Source organism: Planctomycetota bacterium, assembly GCA_035384565.1.
Classification (GTDB): domain Bacteria; phylum Planctomycetota; class PUPC01; order DSUN01; family DSUN01; genus DAOOIT01.
In genome coordinates this window covers 1-21,681 of record DAOOIT010000015.1, presented here as the reverse complement: position 1 = coordinate 21,681, position 21,681 = coordinate 1, and the positions used below count along the sequence as shown (strand labels likewise).

Here is a 21,681-nt window from a genome sequence, read left to right as displayed (position 1 = left end):
GGAGGTCACGACACGAGTTTCCGGATTCCTTCGAAGCCCGCAGTGTAGACGCCCTCGACGATCTTCTTCACGTCGGCCTCGGGCGCGCCCTTGGGCGTGAAGCGGCACGACCACTCCAGCTCGCAGCGGGCCCTGCCGAGTGGCCGGACCTTCATCGTGGAGGAGTAGCCCTCCATTGGCAGCGGGGCCGACACGATGGAGTAGGTGAGGCTACGGCCCGCGTCGTCGAAGGCGTCGAGGCGCTCGATCACCTCGGCGTCGCCGAGCGCGAGGATGCGCCGCGCGCCCACGCCGCTGCCCTCAAGCCGCGCCGACTCCACGGCCGCGACGAACTTGTCCGGCCGCCCGAAGTCGCGGACGAGGGCCCACACCGCGTCGGCGGACGCCTCGAACTGTGCCTTCATCGCCATGGTCGCCATTCCGTGCTCCTTCCTGTGGATTGGTCGGCCCGGTTCTGCATTATCCGTCCGGCCTTGCGGCGCGCCAGCCGGCCTTGAGCTTCGCGCTCCACTCCTCGACCGTAGCCCTGTGCTCGGGGCGGCCGGCGAGATTCACGTTCTCGCCGGGGTCGGCCTCGTGGTCGTACAGCTCGCGCGCCGCGGCCTCGCCCGTCTGGCGGTCCTGCCACTCGGTGTAGCGCCAGCGGTCGGTGCGCATCGTGTATCCCATGATCTTGCCGCGGGGGTACTGGCTGAAGACGGCGGACTTCCACGGGCGATCGGGGTGCTCGGTGAGCGGCATGAGGCTCGTGCCCTCGAGGTGGCCGGGCAGGGGCAGGCCAGCCGCCTCGCACAGCGTAGGATAGATGTCCACGAACTCGACCAATGCCCGCGTCTTCCTGCCCGCGTTTCTCTGGCCGGGCACGCTCAGGAGGAGAGGGGCGTGGGTGTCGAGCTCGAAGTTGGTGTGCTTGCACCAGGCGGAGTATTCGCCCAGCTTCCAGCCGTGGTCGCCCCAGAGGACCACGACCGTGTCGTCGGCGAGGCCGAGGCGGGCCAACTCGTCGAGCACGCGGCCCACCTGGGCGTCGGTGTAGCTCACGCAGGCGTAGTAGCCGTGGATGAGCTCGCGGGCCCGATCGTCGGTCAGATTGCCCTTGGCGGGGATGCCGGCGTAGGCGCGCAGTTCGCCCCAGTGCGAGGCCGCAATGGGCGGCATGTCTTTCGGCCAGTCGCGGTTCGCCGGGAGCTTGATCTCCTCGCGGCGGTACAGGTCCCAGTATTTCTTCGGGGCGTTGAAGGGCAGGTGGGGCTTGAGGAAGCCAACGGCGAGGAAGAAGGGCTTGCCCCTCAGGCGGCGGAGTTCCTCGATGGCCTTGTCGGCGATGGCGCCGTCGGGGTATCCGTTGTCGGGCACGTCGGCGCACTCGAAGGCGGGGCCGATGCCCTTGCGCTCGGGGTTGGTCTTGCCGCGCTCCTGCATGGCCTGGACGGATGCCTCGGCGCGGTAGCCGCGCCCCCGCCACTCGCCCTTCGGGTGCCAGGCGGGCACGCTCCAGCCGATGCCGTTGTCGTCGGTGCCGTGGTGGTAGATCTTGCCGAGGGAGACGGTCTCGTAACCGTGGTTCTTGAAGTGCTGAGGCAATGAGAGGGCGTCTGGCATGGCCTTGCGCAGCGGTGTCTCGAGGTCGTAGATGCGCGTGGTATCCGGGCGGCAGCCGGTGAGCAGGCTGGCGCGGGAGGGGGCGCACACGGCCTGCTGGCAATAGGCCCGCTCAAAGAGGAGGCCGCGGGCGGCCAGCTTGTCCATGTTGGGCGAGAGGATCTGCGGGTGGCCGTAGCAGGCCAGCTCGGGCCGCAGATCGTCCACGGCGATGAAGAGCACGTTGCGCTTCGGGCGATCGGGCTCCGCGCCCACGGCGAGACGCGCCAGCGGCGCGGCGGCCAGCAGGCCCAGGAACTCACGGCGTCTCATGCCAGTCTCCTCCTCACGGTTCGCAGCGGCCCTTCCACACCCCGCCGCCGAAGGTGGTGACGTACATCACGCTCCTGTCCTCGGGGTCGAACGCCACGTTCTGGCACGCGCGGAAGGGGATGGCGTCGAAGCGACGCCAGGTCTTCCCCGCGTCCTGGCTCAACCACAGGCCGTGGCTGCCCGTGCCCGCGTAGACCCAGTCGGGCTTGTCAGGGTGGAGGTTGACAAAGAAGCAATGGACGTAGCCCGGCAGGGCGCTCTTGGCGAAGTCTTCGTCGCCGATCACCCGCGCCCAGTTCTTCCCGCCGTCAGTCGTCTTGTAGACGCCGCCTTGGGGGCCGCCGGGCACGGTGCCGGCCGTGAGGTAAATCGTGTTCGGGTCGTCGGGATGTAGGGCGAAGCCGCCGGGCCACTTGAGCCCGAGACCCTTCGTGATGTCCGCCCAGCTCTCGCCGCCGTCCGTGGACTTCCAGATTCCGCCGGGCACGGGGAACTCGCGTGCGCCGACGCGATGGGCGGTGATGGAGCAGAAGACATCGCCCGTCTTCGGGTGCACCTTGACCATGTAGGCGTGGAGGTTGCCCTGGTTGCCGAGGCCCTCGGACTTCTTGGCCCACGTTTGCCCGCTATCCGTGGACTTGTAGACGCCGCCCTCGTAGAAGGTGGCATATAGGGTCAAGGGGTCCTTCGTGGTCTTCGGGTCCAGGCACAAGTAGGTGCACGGGAGCTTGGGCTGGCCGGAGCCGAGGACGCGCCAGGACTGGGCGTGGTCCTCGGAAACGCACACGCCGCCGGCGTGGCCGGGCTTATTCCCGTCGGTGTGCGTCCAGTGCGGAATGTCGTGGCGGTTGCTCGTCGCGGCATAGAGCTTGCCCTTCACGGCGGGGTCGAAGACCACCTTGTAGAAGGTGTTGGACCACGGGCAGCCCTTGGCCGCCCAGCTCCAGGTCCTATCGGCGTCGAGCGAGCGGGCGAAACCGATGTCGGTGTAGGCGATGTAGCGGCGGTTCCGCTCGAAGGGGTCGAACAGATACTCCCAGCAGCTCGTCACCTCCAGGCCATTCGAGGCGAAGCGGGGCCGCCCGTCATCGGGCTGGTTGCCAGCGGAGGTGTTCATGGCCTGCTGCCAGGAATCCCCGCCGTCGCGGGTGATGTAGATGTCGCCCTGGGTCGTGACCATCGCGACCTTGGGGTCGCCGGGCCTGATGCCGAAGCCGAGCGGCGTGATGTAGTAGCCCCAGTGAATCTCCGTCTGCACCCACGACCGCTCGACGTTGGCCTTCGGGCCGGTCATGCGGAAGCAGTTCTCCCACGTCTTCCCGCCGTCGCGCGTGCGCCACACCCCTTGCTCGCCCCTTCGCCCTTCCTGGACGGCGTATGCCACTTGGGGTGAAGCCATGTGGATGTCGTTGCAGTCGCGGAACTGATCGGCGAGCGCCCAGGTCTGGCCCTGATCGTCCGACTTGAGGACTCCGACCTTGAAGATGAGACCGAAGAGTCGGTTGTTGCCCGCGATGGCCTGGAAACCCCCTTCGATCGTTCTGCGGCCTTTGACGTGTTCCCCGTCGAACTCGAGGCACTCGATGTCCCGCGGCTTCCACGTCACGCCGTCATCGTGGCTCATGAAGTACTTGAGGTCCACCGAAGCGCAGATGGTGCTATCCTGAGCAACGACGGCATAGCACTTGCCCTTGAGGCACTGCGACCAGACCTTGTCGCGCTCGTGGTAACGCCAGAGCCCTGTGTCGGTGCCGACGAAGAGGATGGGATTACCTGGGACGACGGCGAGGCGGGTGATGGCGGCGTTGCCCCAGGGCCTGTCGCCGGCGACGACCGGCGCCCAGGTCTTCCCCTTGTCCTTGGTCAGCTTCAGTTCGGGGCCGCTTGCCCAGTAGATGCCTTGCTCGCGGCTGAAGACCGGGCGGCAGTTGAGGGAGGAATGGAGCTGGCTCCAGTGGATCATCTCCCAGTGCTTGCCGCCGTCGAGCGAGCGGTAGCTGCCGCTCATGTCGCACGACATCAGCATCAGGTCGGCGTCGTAGGGCGAGGCGGCGGGGGTGAACATGCCGCCGCCCCCGCCGATGCCGAGGACCTGCCAGGGCTGGTCTCCCGCAGTGGCAGAGGATAGGACTGATAGGACGGATAGGACCGATAGGACAGGAAGAAGGCGCGGGCGCATGGGTGGTTTCCCCCTCATTGCTTGGCCTTGCCCTTTGGGCGAAGCCCCTCGCGGATGGGCCAATCCTTCGAGTCGGCGCGGGCGGCTCGTCCGCTGGCGAGCCGAGGAGCGGCCATCGCCAGCTCAGCCGTCGTGCCGACGAAATCGCATCTGCGGATCCTGTTCATCGCGCAGCCTCCGTGGCAGGAGTGTCCACCCTCAGAATACCCGCCCGGACAGGCGAAGGCAAGCGGCGGATCGGAATGGCGGCCCGTTGTGTTCGAGTGAGGCTGGCGACACGCTCGCTGTGGCGCGCCATGTGCTCGGCAGCCAGAGGGTCGGGACGGTTCTGGGTCTCTACAACATCGGGCAAGCGGCGCGGTGATCCGGCGCCCCTGCGGGTCCGGCGCTTTGACCTCGCGGCAACAGCCGCTATAATGCAGGGAGGAACCAGAGGAGTGCGCCAGTGACTGAGGTCAGGCAGCAGCTCGAGCAGTGGGTGGAGGCTTGGCGGCGGGCCGGGCCGAAGCTTGAGCGCTTCCGTCGCCAGGAACGGCGCGCGTTCAAGTGCGAGGAGAACATGCTTCTCGTGGATGGCCTCCCGGGCATAGCCGTGCGGCTTGCGAAGCCGCGCCCGACGGGCGGCCGGGTCGAGCAGCGACGCTGGCGCTTCTGCATCATCGGCGGCATAGGATTGGGTTGGTGTGGAGGGCATCCTCGTGCGCCAAGACGAACGCCTGGACGGGGACTGCATCGCACGGCAGCTTCGCCCCGTGTGTGAGTTGAGGGAGACCCCTGACACTCTCCCGCGTCTGGAGGAACTGCGGAGACGGGCCCGCGAGACCTGAAGGCACCCCCCGCTTGCTCCGACATCCGTCGGCGGGGGCAAGAGGCCCAACGATGTTGCTCAGAGCACGAGTCTCTCGCCGCACATTCGCCCGACGAGCCAGCGCGCTCCTGGGTCTCGCCGTCTCGCCAACCATCCTCCCCGCCTCCGCCCTCGGCGCCGAGGGCCAGGCCCCGCCCAGCGACCAGATCGCCCTCGGCGTGATCGGTTACGGCGGGCGCTGCACCGTGGTGCTCGACCACTTCATGGAGTTCACCGACCTCCGCTGCCTCGCGCTCGCCGACTGCCAGGCCGTCCGCCGCCGCGCCGGCAAGGCCCGCGTGGATGCCCGCTACGCCAACACCGAGTGCGTGGACTACAGCGACTTCCGCGCCCTGCTGGACCGCCAGGACATCGAGGCGGTGCTCATCGCCACGGGCGACCGCTGGCACACGCCCGCCGCCATCCTCGCCGCCCAGGCGGGCAAGGACGTCTATTCCGAGAAGCCCATCAGCATCACCATCGCCGAAGGCCGCGCCCTGGTCGAGACGATGGCCCGCTACCGCCGCGTCTACCAGGCCGGCCACCAGCGCCGCTCGGTGGACTCCTATCGCTTCCAGGCCGAGGTCGTGCGCCGCGGCCTCCTCGGCAAGCTGCACACGATCCTCTGCCAGCAGTGGGAGGGGCCCACCGTGCGCCCCCAGGCCCCGCAACCCGTGCCGCCCGGCTTCGACTACGAGATGTGGCTCGGCCCTGCGCCCTGGCACCCCTACACCCACGCGCGCGTGAGCGGCTGGAACTACTTCTGGGACACCGGCGGCGGCCCCATCATCGGCATGGGCTGCCACTACACGGACCTCGCGCAGTGGGCGCTTGACCGCGACGACACGGGGCCGGTCGCCTACGAGGGCGAGGCGACGTTCGACCCCACGGCCTTCTCCGAGACGCCCGTGACCGCCGACATCCGCTGCACCTACGCCGATGGCGTGAAGATCGTGCTGCGCTCCAGCGGCACGTTCGAGGCTCGCTACATCCGCTTCGTCGGCTCGGACGGCTGGGTGCAGGTGGACGACCAGACGAACGTGGTGACGGCGGAACCGCAGGACCTCCTCCGCCTTCGGGCCGTGTCGGCCCGAAGCTGGGCGCACACGGGCGACCACGCGCGCAACTTCCTCGATTGCGTGAAGTCGCGCGCCCGCACCCTCTGCCACCCCGAGGCCGCCCACCGCGCCACCACCATCTGCCACGCCGCCAACCTGTGCATCCGCCTGGGCCGTCCCCTCACGTGGGACCCCAAGGCCGAGCGCTTCCTCGGCGACGACGAGGCCAACCGCCTGCGCTCGCGCGTCATGCGCGAGCCGTGGACCCTCTGACCCTCTGGGAAACGGACACCGACCCATGCCGAACGAGATCACGGATGCACTCCCCTGGGAGGACCTCCAGCACGTCATTGACGCCGAGATTCCCTGGGACGCGCTGAAGCAGTTCGCCGACGCCCTGGCCGCTCATCCGCCGCTGTGGGACGAGCTTCGGGACCTCTATGAGACCTTTATGGAGCGCCCGTATGAGAGGTGCAGCTACGTGTGCTGCTACGTGCCTGCCATCGTGGCCCTGGCCGCGCCGCGGCTCGCGGAGCCGCAACGGCAGGCGATCGCGCGGTTCCTCCTCGAGGAGCTGTTCTGCGCCAGCGACCGCGACGACGAGGTCATGCTGGATGTTCTCGGCGCCGCCGCGGCCTCGCTGGGGCCGTGTATCCTGCCGGCGGTTCTCGAAGCCCTGGACCGGCGGCGCCGCTACTTTCCGGGAGCATTCACCCTCTGGGAGCTTGCGGAACTGGCCGTGAAATGCGACGACGCCTCGCTCCGCGAGCAGGTGGCTCAGTACTGCATGCGCGCCCTCGAGCGCGCCGAGGCGAGGAAGATGGACCCCGTGCTCGCCTCGTGCCCCGCCTGGACGCTGGCAAAGATGAAGCGCCTCGATGCCCTGCCCCTCTTGCAGCGCGTGTATCGGGTCACCCGCGACCCCGACACCCGGGACGCGCTGCTGCTGATGCGCGGCAAGCTGGACTACGAGCCGTCTGCCGCCGATTGGGACCAGCCGGTGGAGACGTGGCTGGAGACCAACCACAAGCACCTGCGCGAGTGGTATGAGAGCCGCCTCGAGGAGAGGGCGCGGGGCTGGGAGGAGCACGACGAAGAAGAGGGCGACGAAGACCTCGAGGAGGAGGACTGGGCCGACGACGAGCCCGACGAGGAAGCCGACGACTGGACCGATGATGAATCGGTCGAGCCCTTTGCGCCCGCCCTCCCCGTGCGCTCTCCGCACGGCGTGGGCCGCAACGACCCCTGCCCCTGCGGCAGCGGCAAGAAGTTCAAGAAGTGCTGCGCGAAGAAGGGAGCCAGCCAGTGAGCGAATGGGGCCTTCTGGTCCTGGGCGGCCTGAGCCTGGCCGCCACCGTGGCCGCGGCGGAGAGCGACCTCGTGCTCTGGTACCGTCAGCCCGCGAAACAGTGGGCCGAGGCCCTGCCCGTGGGCAACGGGCGCCTCGGCGCGATGGTGTTCGGCGGCACGGCCGAGGAGCGCATCCAGTTCAACGACGACACGCTGTGGGCCGGCCAGCCGCACGACTACACGCACGCGGGCGCCGCGAAGTTCCTGCCGCAAGTGCGGCAGTTGCTCTTCGAGGGCAAGCAGCGCGAGGCCGAGCAGCTCGCCGGCAAAGAGATGATGAGCGTGCCGCTCCGCCAGGTGCCCTACCAGCCGTTCGGCGACCTCAAGCTCGCCTTTCCCGGCCACGCCGACGCCGCCGACTATCGCCGCCAGCTCGACCTCGACGAGGCCGTGGCCGCGACCCGCTACAAGGTGGGCGGCGTGATGTTCCAGCGCGAGGTGTTCGCCAGCTTCCCCGACCAGGCCATCGTCGTGCGCATCACGGCCGACCGGCCGGGCCAGGTGAGCTTCACCGCCTCGCTTTCCAGCCCTCATCCCGGCGCGGCGACGAAGGCCGAGGGCGGCCTGCTGGTGCTGACCGGCCAGGTGAAGCCCCACGACTACCAGGGCGCGAATCCCGACCCGCCCACGGGCGTCCGGTTCGAGGCGCGGCTCAGGGCCATCGCCGAGGGCGGCGAAGCCAGGGCCACCGACGCCGGCATTGAGGTCAAAGGCGCCAATGCCGCCACGCTCCTCCTCGTCGGCGCCACGAGCCACAAGAGCTACCGCGACATCACTGCCGACCCCGCCGAGCGCTGCCTCAAGGCCCTCGCCGCCATCGAGGCGAAAAGCTACGACGCCCTCCGCGCCGCCCACGTGAACGACCACCAGACCCTCTTCCGCCGCGTGAGCCTCGACCTTGGGGCCACCGATGCCGTCCAACAGCCCACCGATGCACGGATCAAGGCATTCGGCCCCGCCGACCCGCAGCTCGCCGCGCTCTACTTCCAATACGCCCGCTACCTCACCATCGCCGGCTCGCGCCCAGGCTCCCAGCCCCTCAACCTCCAGGGCATCTGGAACGACCAGATGCGCCCGCCGTGGGACAGCAAGTGGACTGTGAACATCAACACCGAGATGAACTACTGGCCGACCGAGCCCGCGAATCTGGCCGAGTGCCACCTGCCGCTCTTTGACATGATTGAGGACTGTGTGGCGACCGGCCGCCGCGTGGCCAGGGAGCACTACGCCTGCCGCGGCTGGGTGCTGCACCACAACACCGACCTCTGGCGCGGCACCGCCCCCATCAACGCCTCGAACCACGGCATCTGGGTCACCGGCGGCGCCTGGCTCTGCCAGCACCTGTGGTGGCACTACGAGTTCGGCGGCGACAAGGACTTCCTCGCCAGACGCGCCTACCCCGTGCTCAAGGAGGCGGCGCTTTTCTTCGTGGACTTCCTGGTGAAGGACCCCAGGACGGGCTGCCTCATCAGCGGCCCCTCGAACTCCCCCGAGCAGGGCGGCCTGGTCATGGGCCCGACGATGGACCACCAGATCATCCGCAGCCTCTTCGGCTGGACCATCCGCGCCAGCGAAATCCTCGGCGTGGACGACGACCTGCGCCACCAGCTCACCGAGATGCGCACCCAGATCGCTCCCAACAAGGTCGGCCAGTACGGCCAACTCCAGGAATGGCTTGAGGATAAGGACAACCCGAAGAACCAGCACCGCCACGTCTCGCACCTGTGGGGCCTGCACCCCGGCGACGAGATCACCCCGCGCGGCACGCCCAAGCTCGCCGCCGCGGCGAAGCGCTCGCTCGAACACCGCGGCGACGGCGGCACCGGCTGGTCCAAGGCCTGGAAGGTGGACCTCTGGGCGCGCCTCGAAGATGGCGACCATGCTTACAAGATGCTCAGCGAACTGATCTCCAAGAGCACCCTGCCCAACATGTTCGACACCCACCCGCCCTTCCAGATTGACGGCAATTTCGGGGGCGGAGCGGGCATCGTCGAGATGTTGCTTCAGAGCCACGCGGGGGCGGTTCACCTGTTGCCCGCCCTGCCCAAGGCCTGGGCGGCGGGCAGCGTGAAGGGCCTGCGCGCCCGCGGCGGCTTCGAGGTGGACATCGCGTGGAAGGAAGGCAAGGTGGCGTCGGCGACGATCCGCTCGGCCCTCGGCGGCCCGTGCCGCGTGCGGGCGGGCATCCCGCTGGAAGTCAGGGCGAAGGGGCAAGCGGTCCGGGTCGAACGGCCCGAGCCCGGGCTGGCTGTCTTCGTCTCACAGCCCGGCGCGATGTACGAGCTGCTTCCTACGTCGTCCCGGTGAGCTCGCGGCCTGCTCCTGCTCCGTCCCCAAACAGAAGCGCCTTGGCCAGAAGTGGCCAAGGCGCTTGATCTTGCAGTCGCAGCGGCCCTGTGGGTTTCTCAGCTCTTGCGGCGCCGGCGGGCCAGGCCCACGAGCCCCACCCCCAGCAGCAGCATCGTCGTGGGTTCGGGGGTCAGCAGGATGCCGCCGCTGCCGAGCGTGATGTCGGCCCCTGTGCTGGCACCATCCGCCACCAGGCTGCTGAACGTGAGCCGTACCCCCTGCACGTTGCTGAGGGTAAGCGTGCCGCCGCCCGCGGTGAAGAGCGAGAAGGGCAACTCGTAGGTGCCTGCGGCATTGACGAGCAGGCCGCTGGCCACCGGCACGGAATTCACGCCCCCCGAGGTGGTCAGCTCGGCGGTGATGCGCGTGAACAAGCCGTCCGGCCCGGTCACCTTGATCAGCAGGCCGTGCACCCCCGTCCAGTCCGCGCTCTGGGGAACACCGGCATAGCTTCCGTAGCCGAGCTGCATGTAGCCCTGCATCGTCGAGGAGTTGCTGTATGCCGCCGACCCACCGAAGACGGTGAGTTGCGAGGTGTCGGTGGGGGCGAGGATCACGGTGTTGATCGTCCAAGCACGCATCCCGCCCCAGGCGGCCGGTGCAGCCATCGGGGTCACATAGGGCCCGTAGGTCGGCACAGGGATCTGCACGGCGCCCGGGACCGTCGGCCCCGAGAAGGGCGGGAAGATCGGACCCGTACTGAAGTCGTCAATCAGCGGCAACGCCCAAGCGTTGGCCGCGATGAAGACCACGAGAAGCCCCGCCAACACCCTCTTCATCTGATCCCCCTTGTCCTCGCGTTGGGAGGTCCAATTTCGGACCTCAGCAAGCCATTGAGGCGTAGTGAAAACAGTCAAACATCACAAACTACTCCCAATAGCAAAAGCCAAGATAGCAAACCGCATGCCAGTAGCCATCGCCACTGTCGGCGTTGTAAGAGCAGTATAAGTTATTGATGTTGAACGAGATATGTTCTCGGCATAGTTCACTTGGAGCCTGCCAGAATGGCGGCGTGACGGCAGATGTTGACGCATGTCAACGGCGTCCGTGGCTCATCGGGGGCGCATGAGCCGTAAGCGCTGTGCCCGCATGGCTTAATGGCATGTTGATGTTCGGCAACGCCGATTCAGGCCAATCAACATGGCCCTGCCGGTCGGTCCCGGCGCTGTGGGGGCGTGGTAACTCCAGGCGAAGCGAGTTGCCTGGGAGCGTCGTGATCGTGCCTTGACGCCGCGGGGCGCGGGGCGTAAGATACCTGCCTGCCGGTCAGCGGCTGGTGCGGACCTCATGACCCGGAAGGAGCAGGCGATGAAGCACTTGCGTTGGGGCTTGCTGGCGGCGGGGGGGATCGCGCGGCGCTTCGCAAAGGGCCTTGCCACGATACCCGAGCAGGCGACGGCTCTGGCGGTCGGCTCGCGCGACCTCGCAAAGGCGCAGAAGTTCGCCGAGGAACACAAGATCCCCCGCGCCTACGGCTCGTACGAGGAGCTTCTGGCCGACAAGGACGTAGACGCGGTCTACATCTCGACGCCGAACTCGCTTCACGCCGAGTGGAGCATCAAGGCGGCGAAGGCGGGCAAGCACATCCTGTGCGAGAAGCCGGTCACAGTCAACGCCGCCGAGCTGCGCAAGGTGCTCGGCGTGGTCAAGCGATGCGGTGTGTTCTTCATGGAGGCCTTCATGTACCGCTGCCATCCGCAGTGGAAGAAGCTCCTGGAGATCATCAAGGCCGGCACGATCGGCGAGGTGCGGATCCTCCAGTCGGCGTTCGCCTTCAACATGGGCCTCCAGCTCCAGAACATCCGCCTGTCGAATCCCCTGGCCGGCGGCGGGCTGATGGATGTGGGCTGCTACTGCGTGTCCTTCTGCCGCCTGGTGGCGGGCGAGGAGCCGAAGACGTGCCGCGCCGTCGCCCACATCGGCAAGCAGAGCCGCGTGGACGAGTATGCGGCGGGCGTGCTCCAGTTCCCCTCGGGCATCGTGGCCACCTTCGCCTGCGGCACCCAGTGCGGCACGCCCTCGATGGCCAACGTCTACGGCTCGAAGGGCAGCATCGTCGTCACCAACCCCTGGTTCCCCTCGGACGAGAACGCGAAGCTCATCGTGAGCGCCGAGGGCAAGACCGAGACCATCGAGGTCCAGTACGGCCGCGACCTGTATGCGAACGAGGCCCTCACCGTGGCCGAGAACCTCCGCCGCCGCCAGGCCCGGCCCACGGCGATGACGTGGGACGACAGTCTGGGCCAGATGAAGACCCTGGACGCCCTGCGCGCCAGCATGGGCCTCAGGTTCGACTGCGAGTGAGCGTGCCATGCGCCCATTCTGTCCCGGTTGGACTGGATTCCTGCTGGGGGTTCTGTGCGTGATGGGTCTGTCGCGGCACGGCATCGCCGCCACGGTTTCTCCCGAGGAGATGGCGGAGCTCCGGCGCTGGGTCGGTGGGAAACTGGCAGCGCCCGACCCGCCGTTCTCCTTCCGCTATGGCGGGCAGCCTTCTGCCGCGCTGCTCACGACCTGGGAACTGAAGCGAAGCTCCCGCGATCTCGACCTGCAACGCGCCGAGCACACCCTTATCTGGGCCGATCCGAAGACGGGCCTCGCGGTCCGCTGCGTCGCGGTCGAATACCGCGACTTCCCCACGGTCGAGTGGACGCTCTACCTCAGGAACACGGGCCAGGCCGCCACGCCCATCCTCACCGAGGTCCAGGCGATCGACACCCGTTTCGAGCGCAGCGACCAGGGGGAGTTCGTCCTCCACTACGCCGTCGGCAGCCCGTGCTCGGCGAACGACTTCCAGCCGCTGGAGCGGTCGCTCCCGCCCAAGGCCGAGCTGCGCGTAGCCACCTCCGGCGGCAGGCCGTCCAACAGCCACATGCCCTACTTCAACGCTGCATGGCCCGGCGGCGGCGCGATCGTCGCCCTCGGCTGGCCGGGCCAGTGGGCCGCCGCGTTCACCCGCGATGAGGCCCGGGGCCTCCGCGTTCGCGCCGGCCAGGAACTCACCCACTTCAAGCTACTGCCCGGCGAAGAGGTGCGGACCCCGCTCGTAGTGGTCCAGTTCTACCGGGGCGACCGCATGCGCGCGCAGAACGTCTGGCGCCGCTGGATGCTCGCCCACAACCTGCCCAGGCCCGGCGGCAAGCCGATGCCGCCCATCCTCATCATGTGCTGCGACGACCACTTCCCGGGCATGCGCAGCGACGAGGCCGGCCAGTTCACCTTCATTGACGCCTACGCCGGGGCTGGCGTGCCGCTCGACTACTGGTGGATGGACGCCGGCTGGTACCCGTGCGACCCGGTGGGCTGGCCCAAGGTGGGCACGTGGGAGCCCGACGCGAAGCGCTTCGCCCGCGGCCTCAGGGCCGTGAGCGACAAGGTGCACGGCCTGGGCTGGAAGCTCGTCACCTGGTTCGAGCCCGAGCGGGTCCACGCCGGCACCTGGCTGGCCGAGAACCGCCCCGAGTGGGTTCTCGGCGGCAAGGGCGGGGGCCTCCTGAACCTCGGCAACCCCGACGCCCGCAAGTGGCTCACCGACCACATGGACAAGCTCCTGACCGAGCAGGGCATTGACCTCTACCGCCAGGACTTCAACATGGAGCCCCTCGGCCACTGGCGCGGCAACGATCCGCCCGATCGCCAGGGGATCACCGAGATCCGCCACGTCGAGGGGCTGCTCGCCTACTGGGACGAGTTGCTCCGCCGCCACCCCGGCATGCCGATGGACACCTGCGCGAGCGGCGGGCGCCGCCTCGACCTCGAGACGCTGCGCCGCGCCGTGCCGCTCCTCCGCAGCGACTACCGCTCCGAGCCCCACGGCACCCAGGGCCACACCTACGGCCTCTCATTCTGGATTCCCTACTACGGCACGGGGATCGGCAATGAATCGCCCTATATCCTCCGCACCCACTACTGCCCCTGCTACGGCATCGGCGGCGACGTGCGGGACGGCAGGATGGACTGGGCGAAGATGAAGCGCGCCATGGCCGAATGGAAGCAAGTCATCCCCTGCTTCCTCGGCGACTACTATCCCCTCACCCCCTACAGTCTGGCGGGCGAGGTGTGGATGGCCTGGCAGTTCGACCGGCCCGAGGCGGGGGAGGGGATAGTCATGGCCTTCCGCCGCGTGGACAGCCCCTACGAGATCGCCCGTTTCCGGCTCCACGGCCTGGAGCCGCAGGCGCGTTATGTCGTCACCGACCTGGATGGCGTCGCGCCCACCGAGGCCACGGGCAGCGAGTTGGGCGACAAGGGGCTGGCGATCGCGATCCCGCAGCGGCCCGGCTCTGCCATCATCACCTACCGGCGCAAGTGAGAGGACGGCGCGAAGATGCGCTACCTCTGGCTCGTCATCTTCTGGGCGATGCAGGCGGTGGCCCAGCTCCTCTTCTCCTACGGCAGCCGCACGCCGGGCAGGGCCACGCTCGGCTTCGTCCTGGGCAATGTCTTCGGCGCGTCGAGCATCGTCTTTCTCATGATGCTCTACAAGGCGATGAACCCGAACCTGGCGCTCGGCCTGGGCACTGGCGGGGCGTTCCTGTGCGCCCAGGGCTCGATCGCCGTGCTCTTTCGCGTGCCGCTCACGCCGCTCCAGTACGGCGCCATGCTCGCCATTGCGGCCGGCATGGCCGCGTTCTCGATGGGGGGGAAGGCGTCATGAGCGCCGCCAAGGCCGAGCGCACTTGCGATGGGCAGCGGAGTGCAGTAAGATCTACTGCGCATGCAGTGGATTCTACTACAAGGAAGAGAGATGTGCTCGAGAACCTCTTCGGCTCCAGGCTGAGGGCCAAAGTACTTGGCTGGTTCCTATCGCACCCCGAGGAGAGGTTCTTCGTGCGCCAGCTCGAGTCCCTCCTCCGCGAGGATTCCACAAACCTCAGCCGCGAACTCGCCCGCTTGAGCGTCTTGGGCATTCTCCTCCGCCAGACCGAAGGCAGGCAGAGGTACTACCGAACCAACCGGCGCTGCCCGATCTTCCCGGATCTTCAGCAACTCGTCCTCAAGACCTGCGGCGTGGCCGATGTGCTCCGGGCCGCGCTGAAGCCACTTGGGGCGCGCATCCGGTCCGCCTTCGTATTCGGTTCCGTGGCGAAGGGCGAACCGCGCGCGGAGAGCGACATTGACCTCTTGGTAGTAGGCGACGTGACGCTGCGCGAACTTGTGTCCGCACTGGGCGCGGCCCAGCACCAGCTCGGGCGCGAGGTGAACCCCACGGTGTACTCCCCATCGGAGTTCGCGCAGAAGGCGGCAGAAAAGCAGCCCTTCGTCCGGGACGTCCTGCGCGGTCCCAAGCTCCTTGTAGTAGGGGACGAGCATGAGCTTGCGGGATTGGGTGGCGAACCGCTGGCTCGTTGAGCATCAGGCGACTGAGGATGAGATTGGGGATCTGCTTGCCTTGGCGGACCGGGATCTGAAGGACTGCCAGGCTCAAGGGCTGAGCGCCGACGGCAAGCTACGCCTGGCCTACAACGCCGCCCTCCAGGCGGCCACGGCCGCTCTCGCCGCCGCAGGGTACCGCACCGGGCGGGGAGAGGCCCACCACTATTGCGTCATCCAGAGCATCGCGCACACGATCGGCGCCGAGGCGGCCGAATTCGCCCGATGGCTTCGCCGTCAGGTCAAGGACTGGCTGCGGGCTCATCATCCAGCCCTTCTCGGCAAGTAGCCCAGCCGCGGTTGAGGGGTGCTGCAATGTCGCCATTCTTCCGTCCAATCGCTATCCTCTTGGGAGGCTCCATCGCCATGATGCAAGCTGCCCAGGCCATGACTCCTACTGGCGACGAGATGGCCAGCGCGCGGAAGTGGGCCGCGGCGCGCTTCGAGGTGCCCGAGCCGGGGAAACAGGCCGAGCCGGGCCTCGTGGTGCTGGCGAATAACGACCCCGTGATCCGAAACAATCGCGGCGGCCGGCCGCTGAAGCTCGCGGGCAAGGAATTCACCCGCGGCCTCTATTGCCACGCCGTGAGCAAGGTGGTCGTGCGCCTGCCCGGGCCGGGCAAGACGTTCACCGCTGTCGTCGGCGTGGACTCGAACGACCAGACGAGCGGCGGGCGGGGGAGCGTGGTCTTCTCCGTGAGCGTCGGGGGCAAGGAGGCATTCAGGTCGGGCGTCCTCCGCGAGGGGATGCCGCCCGTGCCGGTCGCCGTGGACCTCGGCGGCGCGATGGAGTTCACGCTGGAGGTCGGCGATGCGGGCGACGGCATCTCGTGCGACCAGAGCGACTGGGCCGACGCGAAGGTCGCCCTCGCCGATGGCAAGGAGGTGTGGCTCGGCGACCTGCCGTTCGTTGAGGGCGAGGGGCTTCTGGCCGCCGGGCCGCCCTTCGCGTTCACCTACGGCGGCCAGCCCTCGGCCACGCTGCTTCCCGCTTGGGAGCGGCAGCAGGCGAGCCGCAAGCTCGACGACGCCCGCACCGAGCACGTGGCGACCTACACCGACCCCAAGACGGGCCTCGTCCTCCGCTGCCGGGCCATCGAGTACCACGATTTCCCAACGGTGGAGTGGACGCTCTACTTCAAGAACACCGGCAAGGCCGACACGCCGATCCTGGCCGATATTCAGGCCTTCGATGCCGCCATCGTCCGCAGCGGCAAGCAGGAGTTTCTCCTCCACCACGCGGTCGGCTCGCCGTGCAGCAAGGGCGACTACGGGCCGCTCCTGACCGAGCTGAAGCCGAACGCCACGAAGCGCATCGCCGCGGCCGGCGGCAGGCCGACGAACACCGATTGGTCCTACTTCAATATCGAATGGGGGACGCGGGGCAGTGATGCCCCGCCCACAGCCGAGACCCGGGAGGGGTTGATCCTGGTCGTCGGCTGGCCGGGGCAGTGGGCCGCCACGTTCGCCCGCAACGGCGGCACGACGCTCCGCATCCGCGCGGGGCAGGAGCTCACCCACTTCAAGCTCCTCCCCGGCGAAGAGGTGCGCTCGCCGCTCATGGTGCTCCAGTTCTGGAAGGGCGGCGACTGGTTCCGCGCGCAGAACCTCTGGCGCCGCTGGATGATGGCCCACTCGATGCCGAAGCCCGGGGGAAAACTGCCCCCGCCGCAGTTCGTGGCGGCCAGCTCCCGCGCCTACAACGAGATGATTGACGCCAACACAGAAAACCAGATCATGTTCATCAACCGCTTCCTCGAGGAGGGCCTGAAGCTCGACTACTGGTGGATGGACGCCGGCTGGTACATCCAGGAGAAGGGCTGGCCGCAGGTGGGCACGTGGGAGGTGGACCCCAAGCGCTTCCCCAAGGGCTTCAAGCCCATCAGCGACCACGCCCACGCCAAGGGCATGGGCATCCTCGTATGGTTCGAGCCCGAGCGGGTGGCCGACGGCACCTGGCTGGCCGAGAAGCACCCCGAGTGGCTCCTCGGGAAGCCCGGCGGCAACCGCCTCCTCAACCTCGGCAACGACGAAGCGCGCAAGTGGCTCACGGAGCACGTGGACAGGCTGATCACCGAGCAGGGGATTGACCTGTATCGCCAGGACTTCAATTTCGACCCCCTCGGCTACTGGAGAGCCAACGACGCGCCCGACCGCCAGGGCATCACCGAGATCAAGCACGTGACCGGCTACCTCGCCTACTGGGACGAACTGCGCCGCCGCCATCCGAACCTGCTGATTGACTCGTGCGCCAGCGGCGGGCGGCGGAACGACCTCGAGACGATGCGCCGCGCCGTGCCCCTGTGGCGCAGCGACTACGCCTTCGAGGCCACCGGCCACCAGGGGATGACCTATGGCCTCTCTCTCTGGCTGCCCTACCACGGCACGGGCACCGTGGCCTGCGACAACGCGCCCTACTACGGCGGCGGCAAGACGCCCGTCGAGCCCTACGCCTTCTGGAGCAACGCCGCGCCCAGCCTCGGCTGCGGCATTGACCTGCGCGTCAAGGACATTGACTACGACAAGCTCCGCAGGCTCGTCGCCCAGTGGCGGGCGATCAGCAAGCACTACTACGGCGACTTCTGGCCCCTGACGGCCTACAGCCTCGACAACAGCGTGTGGATGGCCTGGCAATTCGACGGCCCGGCGAAGGGCGAGGGGGTCGTGCAGGCATTCCGCCGGCCCGACAGCCCCTACGAGGCCGCCCGCTTCCGCCTGCGCGGACTCGACCCTGCCGCCGAGTACGCCGTGACCAACCTCGACGAGGGCAAACCCGTCCAGCTCCCCGGCCGCCAGTTGCTCGACGAGGGCCTGCTGGTCACCATCGCCGACAAGCCGGGCGTCGTGGTGATCACCTACAAGGCGGCGGGGAACTGACCGCGTCACTCAAGGAGCGCGCAGATGGCAATGATCCTGGCGTTCACCGTGTTGGCGGCAGCCGAAGGCCCCTCGCGCGGCGGCACGGCCGCGGTGCGGACGGCGGACTTCCTCAACAGCATCGGCATTGTGACCACCTTCCCCGACCGCGGCCAGCCCATCGAGAAGACCATCGAGATGGTCAACTACGTGGGCTTCCGCTGGGTGCGCGGCGGCATCGAGGGCCTCACCGCCCAAGGCCCCACCACGGTGCAAACCTATCTCGACCTCCACAAGGCCACCGGCGTGCGCTTCAGTTGGGGCCTCGTCAGCGGCGGCAGCGACCTCCAGAAGCTCCTCGAGACCGCCCGGCCCCTGGCCGAGGCCGGCGCCCTCCTGGCCTTCGAGGGCAACAACGAGCCCAACAACTGGGGCGTCACCTACCAAGGCGAAAAGGGCGGCGGCAACGCGCCCTCGTGGCTCGCCGTCGCCAAGCTCCAGCGCGACCTCTACGCCGCCGTCAAGAGCGACCCGCTGCTGAGGAAATACCCCGTCTGGTCGCTCAGCGAGAACGGCGCCCAGCGCGACAACTGCGGCCTCCAGTTCCTCACCATCCCGCCCGGCGCCGGCACCCTGATGCCCGACGGCACGAAGTACGCCGACTACGCGAACTGCCACAACTACTTCTACCATCCCAACTCGCCCCACCCAGGCGACAACACGACGTGGAACGCCGCCGACCCCGGCCCCGCCTGCAAGGTGGACGGCCTGTACGGCAACTACGGGGTCACGTGGGCCAAGCGCTTCCGCGGCTACTCCGAGGCCGAGCTGCAAACCCTGCCCCGCGTGACCACCGAGACGGGCACCACCATCGGCGGCGCCGTCACCGAGGAGATCCACGCCCTGAACCTGCTGACGCTCTACCTCGCCCAGTTCAAGCGCGGCTGGAGCTACACCGCCGTCTACCTCCTGCGCGACCGCACCGACGAGGGCGGCAACCAGAAGTTCGGCTTCTATCGCCCCGACTACACGCCGCGCAAGGCCGCCCACTACCTGCACAACCTCACCACGATCCTGGCCGACAAGGGAGCGCCGCGCGAGCCGGGCCGCCTCGACTACGCCATCCCCGACCCGCCGCCCACCGTGCACGACCTGCTCCTCCAGCACAGCGATGGCACGTTCCAACTGGTCGTGTGGGGCGAGCGGCTGAAGGGCGAGGACCGCATCACCGTGCAGTTCGGCGCCCCGCAGGCCACCGTGAGGGTCTACAACCCGACCGTCGGCACCGAGCCCGTCCAGACCCACCGCGGGGTCGCCTCCCTCGCGCTCACGCTGAGCAACCATCCCCTCATCCTCGCCATTCCGCCGACTGCCGGCCAATAGGGGCCCGCCGGGCATCGCGGCTTGCGGCCCACGCGGCGTTGCGGTAATCTACTGCGCACGCGCGCCCGGGGCAGAGGCCGCCGGGCCACCGCACCAACCCCCTGGCAAGGACGACGCGGGATGAAGACCGTGCACATTCGCGAGCTGGGCCGCCAGGTCTCGTGCCTCGGCATGGGCTCGATGATCTTCGCGCCCGAACGCAAGGAGCTGGTGTTCGAACTGCTCGACCGCTTCCGCGCCCACGGCGGCAACCTGATCGACTCGGCCGAGGTCTACGGCGGCGGAAAGTCCGAGCTCGCCATCGGCCAGTACCTGGCCGAACGCAACTGCCGGGCCGACTGGGTGATCCTCGACAAGGGCTGCGCCGACGTGAAGCTGGTGACGCCCGAGAACATCCGCAAGGCCATCGCCGGCAACCTCCAGCGCCTGGGCACCGACTACGTTGACCTCTGGGTCGCCCACCGCGACAACCCCGCCGTGCCCGTCGGCGACATCGTCGAGACCCTCAACGACGAGCGCGCCAGAGGCCGCATCCGCGCCTTCGGCGGGTCGAACTGGACGGCCTCCCGCATCCGCGAGGCCAACGAGTACGCCGCGAAGAAGGGGCTGATGGGCATGGCCGTCTCCAGCCCCCACGTCTGCCTCGCCACAGCCGCCGAGCCGTTCTGGGCCGACTGCACGCAGGCGAGCGAGGCCGACATCGCCTGGCACGCCCAGAGCGGCATCCCCCTCGTTGCCTGGTCGAGCCAGGCCCGCGGCTTCTTCCTCGACTCCAGCGGCCCCAACGATCCCAACCCCGACCTGCGGCGGGTCTACCATCCGATCAAGGAGAACTTCGAGAAGCTCGCCCGCGCGCGGCGGCTGGCGAAGGCCAAGGGCGTGACGGCCATTCAGATCGCCCTCGCCTACGTCCTCAACCTGCCCGCGCCCATGATCGCCCTCGTCGGCCCGGCAACGACCGCCGAGGTGGACTCCTGTGTCGCCGCGGCCCGGCTGGCCCTCACCGAGGCCGAGATGCAGTGGCTGAACCTCAAGCGCCAGGAGCTGTGAACCTCCCGCAGGTTCGAAACCTGCGGGAGGTCGGCCGGACCTCCAGCGTCAGGAGCGACAGACCCGATGCGCAAGTTCGCCTCGTGGCCCCGCAACGACATCCCCGCCCGCCTCGCGCGCGAGATGAAGAGGCGCGACGGCCTGGCCCCCGTGGACCTCGACCGCTTCTGGGCCGACCAGGAGGCCGCGATCCAGGACCCGTTCGGCGCCCATATCCCCCAGTGTCCGCTCGGCGTGCTGATGAGCGGCGAGTGCGTCTACGCCGAGCTCGGCCTCGAGGAGGACTACTGGCGCTACGACCACGACGAACCCTGGCGCCTCGGCCTCCACCGCGCCTACAACGACAAGGCCGAGAGGATCGTCGGCCGCCGCCTCCTCAGCGAAAAGCCCAGCGACCCCACCCGCCGCTACCCTGCCATCAAGGGCCTCCACGACGTCTTCGAGGCCCACCACGAGTGGCACTCGGGCTCCTGGTGGCTCCAGCCCTGCGTGCGCAACGACGACGAGCTGAAGGCCCTCCTCGACCGCGTCGAACGCCGCCTCGACGACGGCCTCCGCCGCTTCCTCCTGCCCCCGAACTGGCACGAGGAGCGCGCGCGGCTCATGGCCCTCGGCGTCAAGCCGCCCCTCTACCGCCACCAGCGCGGGCCGGTCACCTTCGCCATGTCGCTCTACAGCGTCGAGGGCGTCATCTTCCTCATCGCCGACCGGCCCGACCTCGCCACGCGCTGGAGCCGCCTGATCCTGCGCGCCATGCTCGACATCGCCCGCCTCACCGACGAGGAGGCCGGCTACACCCCCGACACCGCGCCCCACGGCTTCAGCTTCGCCGACGACAACTGCTGCATGCTCACCCCCGAGATGTACGAGCTCTTCGCCTATCCCGTCCTCAAAGGCGTCTTCGACCGCTACAGCCCGAACCCCGCCGACAGCCGCTACCAGCACTCCGACTCGGCCATGGCCCACATCCTGCCCGTCCTCGCCAGGCTCGGCCTGAACGGCACCAACTTCGGCCCCACCGTCACCGTGCGCGAGATTCGCCAGCACCTGCCCAACGCTGTCATCCACGGCCAGCTCGCGCCCTACACCCTCATGCGCAACGAGAGCGAGAAGATCGTCGCCGAGTTCCTGCGCGACTTCGAGCAGGCCCGCGCGACGCGCGGCCTCGTCTTCGCCACGGCCGGCTCCATCAACAACGGCTCGCTGCTGGTCAGCATGCGGCTCATCATGTCCGCCATTCAGCACTTCGGGCGATACAGCTAAGAAACGGCTCATCAGGGTTTGGCGCGCCTGACGTGGCAGTCGCCGGAGAGCGTGGGACG

17 protein-coding genes are annotated in these 21,681 nt (G+C 68.4%); 12 read left to right on the top strand and 5 right to left on the bottom strand.

Going from position 1 to position 21,681, the window contains the following annotated elements:
* Nucleotides 1-5: 5 nt before the first annotated feature.
* The 4 genes from PLE19_07630 to PLE19_07615 all read right to left on the bottom strand — a co-directional run bounded on the left by PLE19_07630 (nt 6) and on the right by PLE19_07615 (nt 4,260).
* On the bottom strand, nt 6-419 hold the full coding sequence (locus tag PLE19_07630; GenBank protein ID HPD14803.1) for an SRPBCC family protein: 414 nt from the start codon (nt 417-419) through the stop codon (nt 6-8).
* Nucleotides 420-459: 40 nt separating this feature from the next.
* Nucleotides 460-1,914, bottom strand: coding sequence for a sulfatase (locus PLE19_07625; protein HPD14802.1), 1,455 nt, complete (start codon nt 1,912-1,914; stop codon nt 460-462).
* Between the two features lie 13 nt (nt 1,915-1,927).
* Nucleotides 1,928-3,979, bottom strand: a complete 2,052-nt coding sequence (locus PLE19_07620) for a hypothetical protein (protein HPD14801.1) — start codon at nt 3,977-3,979, stop codon at nt 1,928-1,930.
* Nucleotides 3,980-4,107: 128 nt separating this feature from the next.
* The gene (locus PLE19_07615) at nt 4,108-4,260 is read right to left on the bottom strand and encodes a hypothetical protein (protein HPD14800.1); all 153 of its coding nucleotides are present in this window, start codon (nt 4,258-4,260) and stop codon (nt 4,108-4,110) included.
* Nucleotides 4,261-4,972: 712 nt separating this feature from the next.
* Between PLE19_07615 and PLE19_07610 the strand changes: the two genes are divergently transcribed.
* The 3 genes from PLE19_07610 to PLE19_07600 are packed head-to-tail and all read left to right on the top strand — an operon-like array spanning nt 4,973 to nt 9,655.
* Complete coding sequence (locus PLE19_07610; protein ID HPD14799.1) at nt 4,973-6,271, top strand: Gfo/Idh/MocA family oxidoreductase; 1,299 nt, start codon at nt 4,973-4,975, stop codon at nt 6,269-6,271.
* A 25-nt stretch (nt 6,272-6,296) separates the two neighbouring features.
* Complete coding sequence (locus PLE19_07605) at nt 6,297-7,307, top strand: SEC-C metal-binding domain-containing protein (GenBank protein HPD14798.1); 1,011 nt, start codon at nt 6,297-6,299, stop codon at nt 7,305-7,307.
* Nucleotides 7,304-9,655 carry a glycoside hydrolase family 95 protein gene (locus tag PLE19_07600; GenBank protein ID HPD14797.1) on the top strand — a complete coding sequence of 784 codons (2,352 nt, stop codon included), beginning with the start codon at nt 7,304-7,306 and terminating at the stop codon, nt 9,653-9,655. The genes PLE19_07605 and PLE19_07600 overlap by 4 nt, the downstream gene beginning before the upstream one ends.
* 98 nt (nt 9,656-9,753) lie before the next feature.
* On the opposite strand, the gene PLE19_07595 is transcribed toward PLE19_07600, so the two are convergent.
* Nucleotides 9,754-10,476: a PEP-CTERM sorting domain-containing protein gene (locus tag PLE19_07595; protein HPD14796.1), complete on the bottom strand. Its 723-nt coding sequence runs from the start codon at nt 10,474-10,476 to the stop codon at nt 9,754-9,756.
* A gap of 529 nt (nt 10,477-11,005) precedes the next feature.
* On the opposite strand from PLE19_07595, the gene PLE19_07590 reads away from it, so the two are divergent.
* From PLE19_07590 to PLE19_07550, 9 genes are all read left to right on the top strand, one after another.
* Nucleotides 11,006-12,001, top strand: coding sequence for a Gfo/Idh/MocA family oxidoreductase (locus PLE19_07590; protein ID HPD14795.1), 996 nt, complete (start codon nt 11,006-11,008; stop codon nt 11,999-12,001).
* A 61-nt stretch (nt 12,002-12,062) separates the two neighbouring features.
* Nucleotides 12,063-14,009, top strand: coding sequence for an alpha-galactosidase (locus PLE19_07585; protein ID HPD14794.1), 1,947 nt, complete (start codon nt 12,063-12,065; stop codon nt 14,007-14,009).
* A 15-nt stretch (nt 14,010-14,024) separates the two neighbouring features.
* Nucleotides 14,025-14,354 (top strand): hypothetical protein, encoded by a 330-nt coding sequence (locus PLE19_07580; protein ID HPD14793.1) that lies wholly within the window; start codon nt 14,025-14,027, stop codon nt 14,352-14,354.
* Nucleotides 14,355-14,446: 92 nt separating this feature from the next.
* Nucleotides 14,447-15,049 (top strand): nucleotidyltransferase domain-containing protein, encoded by a 603-nt coding sequence (locus tag PLE19_07575; GenBank protein ID HPD14792.1) that lies wholly within the window; start codon nt 14,447-14,449, stop codon nt 15,047-15,049.
* Nucleotides 15,009-15,359, top strand: a complete 351-nt coding sequence (locus PLE19_07570; protein HPD14791.1) for a hypothetical protein — start codon at nt 15,009-15,011, stop codon at nt 15,357-15,359. The genes PLE19_07575 and PLE19_07570 overlap by 41 nt, the downstream gene beginning before the upstream one ends.
* A 77-nt stretch (nt 15,360-15,436) precedes the next feature.
* A complete protein-coding gene (locus PLE19_07565; protein ID HPD14790.1) occupies nt 15,437-17,947 on the top strand; it encodes an alpha-galactosidase in 2,511 nt (836 codons plus the stop codon).
* Between the two features lie 24 nt (nt 17,948-17,971).
* Nucleotides 17,972-19,309 carry a glycosyl hydrolase gene (locus PLE19_07560; GenBank protein HPD14789.1) on the top strand — a complete coding sequence of 446 codons (1,338 nt, stop codon included), beginning with the start codon at nt 17,972-17,974 and terminating at the stop codon, nt 19,307-19,309.
* Nucleotides 19,310-19,429: 120 nt separating this feature from the next.
* Nucleotides 19,430-20,359 (top strand): aldo/keto reductase, encoded by a 930-nt coding sequence (locus PLE19_07555; GenBank protein HPD14788.1) that lies wholly within the window; start codon nt 19,430-19,432, stop codon nt 20,357-20,359.
* A gap of 66 nt (nt 20,360-20,425) precedes the next feature.
* Entirely contained in the window at nt 20,426-21,622 is a 1,197-nt protein-coding gene (locus PLE19_07550) for a uroporphyrinogen decarboxylase family protein (GenBank protein HPD14787.1), read from the top strand.
* Nucleotides 21,623-21,681: the final 59 nt, after the last annotated feature.